The sequence below is a fragment of the Shewanella seohaensis genome, assembly GCF_023283775.1.
In the GTDB taxonomy this organism is placed as follows: domain Bacteria; phylum Pseudomonadota; class Gammaproteobacteria; order Enterobacterales; family Shewanellaceae; genus Shewanella; species Shewanella seohaensis.
Genome location: NZ_JAKILE010000029.1, coordinates 1 through 4,088 on the forward strand (window position 1 = coordinate 1; position 4,088 = coordinate 4,088).

The 4,088-nt window shown below is 46.7% G+C and carries 4 protein-coding genes and 4 tRNA genes; 7 read left to right on the forward strand and 1 reads right to left on the reverse strand.

Going from position 1 to position 4,088, the window contains the following annotated elements; translation table 11 throughout:
• Positions 1 to 282 precede the first annotated feature (282 nt).
• Both murB and birA read left to right on the forward strand, forming a co-directional pair.
• Positions 283 to 1,308, forward strand: a complete 1,026-nt coding sequence (gene murB / locus L2713_RS20380) for a UDP-N-acetylmuramate dehydrogenase (RefSeq protein WP_248969098.1) — start codon at positions 283 to 285, stop codon at positions 1,306 to 1,308.
• Positions 1,301 to 2,260, forward strand: a complete 960-nt coding sequence (birA, locus tag L2713_RS20385; protein ID WP_248969099.1) for a bifunctional biotin--[acetyl-CoA-carboxylase] ligase/biotin operon repressor BirA — start codon at positions 1,301 to 1,303, stop codon at positions 2,258 to 2,260. Before murB ends, birA begins: the two co-directional genes overlap by 8 nt.
• A 1-nt stretch (position 2,261) precedes the next feature.
• On the opposite strand, the gene coaA is transcribed toward birA, so the two are convergent.
• The gene (coaA, locus tag L2713_RS20390; protein ID WP_248969100.1) at positions 2,262 to 3,212 is read right to left on the reverse strand and encodes a type I pantothenate kinase; all 951 of its coding nucleotides are present in this window, start codon (positions 3,210 to 3,212) and stop codon (positions 2,262 to 2,264) included.
• Positions 3,213 to 3,446: 234 nt separating this feature from the next.
• Here coaA and L2713_RS20395 point away from each other — a divergent pair.
• From L2713_RS20395 to L2713_RS20415, 5 genes are all read left to right on the forward strand, one after another.
• A tRNA-Thr gene (locus tag L2713_RS20395) sits at positions 3,447 to 3,522 on the forward strand.
• Between the two features lie 7 nt (positions 3,523 to 3,529).
• Positions 3,530 to 3,614: transfer RNA gene (locus L2713_RS20400), tRNA-Tyr, on the forward strand.
• A 35-nt stretch (positions 3,615 to 3,649) separates the two neighbouring features.
• Positions 3,650 to 3,723 (forward strand) — tRNA-Gly (locus L2713_RS20405).
• A gap of 9 nt (positions 3,724 to 3,732) precedes the next feature.
• Positions 3,733 to 3,808, forward strand: a tRNA-Thr gene (locus L2713_RS20410).
• Positions 3,809 to 3,923: 115 nt separating this feature from the next.
• On the forward strand, positions 3,924 to 4,088 hold a 165-nt coding region (locus L2713_RS20415; RefSeq protein WP_248969096.1), incomplete at its 3' end, for a GTP-binding protein.

Here is a 4,088-nt window from a genome sequence, read left to right on the forward strand (position 1 = left end):
AGAAGTGAAACGCAATCGCGCCGATGGTAGTGTGGGGTCTCCCCATGTGAGAGTAGGTCATCGCCAAGCGCCTAATTAACGAAGAAGCCAGCTGAATAAGCTGGCTTTTTTGTTTTTCGTGTTTGGCATTTGGCGTTCTTAACTGTCACTTCCACTGTTGTTTTTACTCTTGTTCAAGATCTTGCTGTATCAATCTGCCTGCTTTTACCAATCTACCTCAGTTTGCTGCAATTCTAGGGTGAAGCGTTTACAATGTCGCTTTTGTCGCGGCAGAACATCACCATGTCTTTTCCATATTCGCTAAAGCCGTTTAATACGTTTGGCGTGGAGCAATCCTGCTTATCCATGATTGAAGTCCATTCCAAGGCAGAACTGCAATCGACTTGCTTATCCTTATATCAGTCTAAGCGACCTATGCTTGTCCTCGGTGGCGGCAGCAATATCGTATTCACCGATGATTTTAATGGCACTGTAGTGCGTGTGTTGACTAAGGGGATTTCCTGCTCTGAAGATGACACTCACTTTTACCTTGCCGTTGAGGCGGGTGAGAACTGGCATGAATTAGTTCAGTTCAGCTTAAATCAGAATATGCCAGGTCTTGAGAACTTAGCACTTATCCCTGGCACTGTTGGTGCTGCTCCGATCCAAAATATTGGCGCCTATGGCGTTGAGCTTTACGATATTTGTGATTGGGTCGAATACCTGGATATCGAGTCTGGCAACTTGCTAAAGCTTACAGTCGATGAGTGTGAGTTTGCCTATCGGGAGTCGATATTTAAAGGCAGCTTACGCGACAAAGCTGTGATTACCGCCGTTGGTTTGCGCCTCCCTAAAGCTTGGCAACCGAAATTGGCCTATGGTCCGTTGCAATCATTTAACGCTGAGACGGTGACCCCAAGGGAGATTTTTGAGCGTGTCTGTGAGGTGAGGAGCGAAAAGCTACCCAACCCTGAAGAACTCGGCAATGCAGGTAGCTTCTTTAAGAATCCTATCGTAAGCGCGGCGACTTATATGCAGCTTGCTGCGCGTTTCCCGAGTATTGTCGGTTATGCTCAACCCACTGGAGAGGTTAAACTGGCTGCGGGTTGGCTGATTGAGCACGCGGGTCTTAAGGGCTTTGCCCTTGGGAACGCGGGAGTGCATGCGAAGCAAGCCTTAGTATTAGTCAATTTAGGCCATGCAACTGGCCAAGATATTTGTCGATTAGCATTACATGTTATTACGCGAGTGAATGAGGTATTTGGCGTTAAGTTAGAAGCCGAGCCAAGAATTATGGGATTAACAGGGGAGACGAGTCTCGATGTCTGATAACTGGATGAGAAAACGCGAAATACTGGGATTACTGTCGAGCGAACATTTTGTCTCGGGTGAAGAGTTGGCGACACAACTGGGTATTTCTCGTGCGGCGGTGAGCAAGCATGTCGATGCTTTGGAAGACTATGGCGTGGCGATTTACAGTGTCAAAGGTCGTGGTTACAAATTAGCGAACCCCATCTCTCTTATCGACTCGACTCGGTTAATTCAGTCGATTGATAATCGTTGCTTTTATTTTGATGAGATCCCAAGCACCAACGGTTTTATGTTAAGCCATACGGGTGAGCTTAAGAGTGGCGACCTGTGTGTCGCGGAATATCAGTCGGCAGGACGAGGTCGCCGTGGCCGTACTTGGGTTTCTCCCTATGGGCATCATTTATATTTCTCGCAGTTTTGGTCATTCCCCCAAGGGATGGCGCAGGCAATGGGCTTAAGCCTTGTTGTGGCTTGTAGCTTAGTCGAGGTATTGAAGTCCTTTGGCGTGGATAATATCGGCGTGAAATGGCCAAACGATATTTACCTTAATTATAAAAAGCTTGCTGGAATTTTAATTGAGATGTCAGGTCAGGCGGATAGCGAGTGCCAATTGATCATTGGTATTGGTGTCAACATGGCCATGTCGGAAGACCAAGGAAAAGGTATAGATCAGCCTTGGAGCGATCTATCCGCCTTAGCGACTATGCCAAATAAAACGGATCTCGTGATTGCGCTGCAAAAGCAGCTTAAGAAAGATATTCAACTATTTGAGCGCGAAGGATTAGCAGCATTCAAAATGCGTTGGCAAGCGGCTGATTTATTCTATGGCAAAGAGATCCGTCTACTCATGGGTGAAAATCATGTTGAGGGTATTTGCCGCGGCGTCGACGAACAGGGTGCAGTAGTACTTGAAACCGCCGATGGCACACAGGCATACATCGGCGGCGAAATCAGTTTAAGGCCGAGATAGGCTATTTGCGCAGCAATACGTGGGACATCAAGTGATCCTGGCCTTTTTGCAGGATCAGATGTGCCCGCTCTCTTGTCGGCTGGATATTGAGTTGTAAATTGGGGCCGTTGATAGTGTCCCAAATCTTCGCCGCAATCACATTCGCCTCATCATCTGTTAGGCTGGCGTAGTGATGGAAATACGACTTTTCATCACTAAAGGCGCCTTTACGGAATTGCAAAAAGCGCTCCTGATACCACTGCTTTAATAAGTGCTCTTCGGCATCGACGTAAATAGAGAAGTCGACAAAGTCGGAGACGAAAGGGCGGCGTATATCTACCGGTGAATCTAAACCAGTTTGCAGTACATTAAGCCCTTCAAGGATCAAAATATCGGGCTGAGAAACCGTTTGATGCTGGCCGCGAATACGATCGTAAGTCACGTGGGAATAGATAGGCGCATTTACATGGGCCTGCCCGGATTTTACTGCCGCAATAAATTCGACCAACATCTTCATGTCGTAACTTTCAGGAAAGCCTTTACGCTGCAAAAGGCCCTTGCGCTTTAAGTCGGCCAAAGGATACAGAAAACCATCGGTAGTCACTAAATCGACCTTAGGATGCTCAGGCCAATGGCGCAGCAAAGCTTGCAAAATACGCGCTGTGGTACTTTTACCCACCGCAACGCTGCCGGCGATACTAATGATATAAGGACTGCTCGAGGGTTTTTGGCCGAGAAACTCATCCAAGACTAAGCCACGCTGTTGCTTCGATTTTACGATGAGATTGAGTAACCGACTGAGAGGCAAGTAAATATCGGTTACTTCAGAGAGGGAAACCTTCTCATTAATACCGCGCAAATTTTCCAAGTCTTGTTCACTCAGTGTCATTGGCACTGCGTCTCGTAAAACAGACCATTGTGCGCGCTCAAAGGCAAGATAGAGTGCTTTTTGAATTGGATTTTTTGACGTCATTGGCTTTCCTCGGCTTAGGGATCGCACAGTACACCATGACTTAAGTATCGACAATATAAAATCTATTCTCGATGTCCCGTTTGTTTGTCTCGCTTGAGTATTCGCAGAATAATTGCTCTACGGCCTAGGTTTAAGTGTAAAAAAGCATCATTTGATTGCTTTTTTTAAACAAATCGTCGATTTTTGCTTGCACTTGGGCACACATTTACCTAATATCCCGTTCCGAAATGATTTGCCGGCATAGCTCAGTTGGTAGAGCAACTGACTTGTAATCAGTAGGTCCCGAGTTCGACTCTTGGTGCCGGCACCATTTTACTGGAGGGGTTCCCGAGTGGCCAAAGGGATCAGACTGTAAATCTGACGGCTCCGCCTTCGAAGGTTCGAATCCTTCTCCCTCCACCATTTTCTAGGTAGTTAGGTAGCCTTAGTTAGGTTGCGCGGGCATCGTATAATGGTATTACTCCAGCCTTCCAAGCTGATAACGCGGGTTCGATTCCCGCTGCCCGCTCCAAATTTAGTTGCTGATATGGCTCAGTTGGTAGAGCACACCCTTGGTAAGGGTGAGGTCGGCAGTTCGAATCTGCCTATCAGCACCAGCCTTTCTAAATTAAGCTCCTATACCTAAATAATCGGTTCGATGTCATTTATATGCATCGGATTTTTTCTATATGTATGTTTTCATCACCAAGACTCTTGGATTGAGGCAATACCATGGCAAAAGCTAAATTTGAACGTAATAAGCCCCATGTTAACGTGGGCACCATCGGTCACGTTGACCATGGTAAAACCACTCTGACTGCAGCTATCTCTCACGTACTGGCTAAGACCTACGGTGGTGAAGCTAAAGACTTCTCTCAAATCGATAACGCTCCAGAA